This window comes from Exiguobacterium sp. UBA3968, from assembly GCF_002385115.1.
Taxonomy (GTDB): domain Bacteria; phylum Bacillota; class Bacilli; order Exiguobacteriales; family Exiguobacteriaceae; genus Exiguobacterium_A.
Genome location: NZ_DGCW01000006.1, coordinates 3,488 through 3,824 on the forward strand (window position 1 = coordinate 3,488; position 337 = coordinate 3,824).

Consider the following 337-nt stretch of genomic DNA (forward strand, 5'->3'; position numbering starts at 1 on the left):
ACCGTTCGTTTCAATTGTATCGACATCAAAGACTTCTTGTAATCGTGTCGTATCATCTCGTCCTTCGACGACGATGACTTCTTTTAAGCGTTTCCGCATGATCTCTCCACCTTCTTCAAACACTCTCGTAATTGTACCTGTTTCCACGAAAAAAACAAGGAAGCGTCACGTGTCCGCTTCCGTTGCACTAGGAATGACCCAGACTTGCAGTTGTTTTCGACCGAACGTCTTTGCTTTTTGTTCACCATCGACTAAAATATCAATCTTATTGCCTTTAATGGCACCACCTGTATCGAGAGCGATCGCAAGACCAACCCCTTCGACGTAGACCTTCGTG

The 337-nt window shown here is 45.1% G+C and carries 1 protein-coding gene; it reads right to left on the reverse strand.

Annotated features, from left to right (window positions below; all coding sequences use genetic code 11):
- Positions 1-165: 165 nt before the first annotated feature.
- A partial coding sequence (locus tag B3S86_RS12680; RefSeq protein WP_290753369.1) for a 3D domain-containing protein occupies positions 166-337 on the reverse strand: 172 nt, incomplete at its 5' end.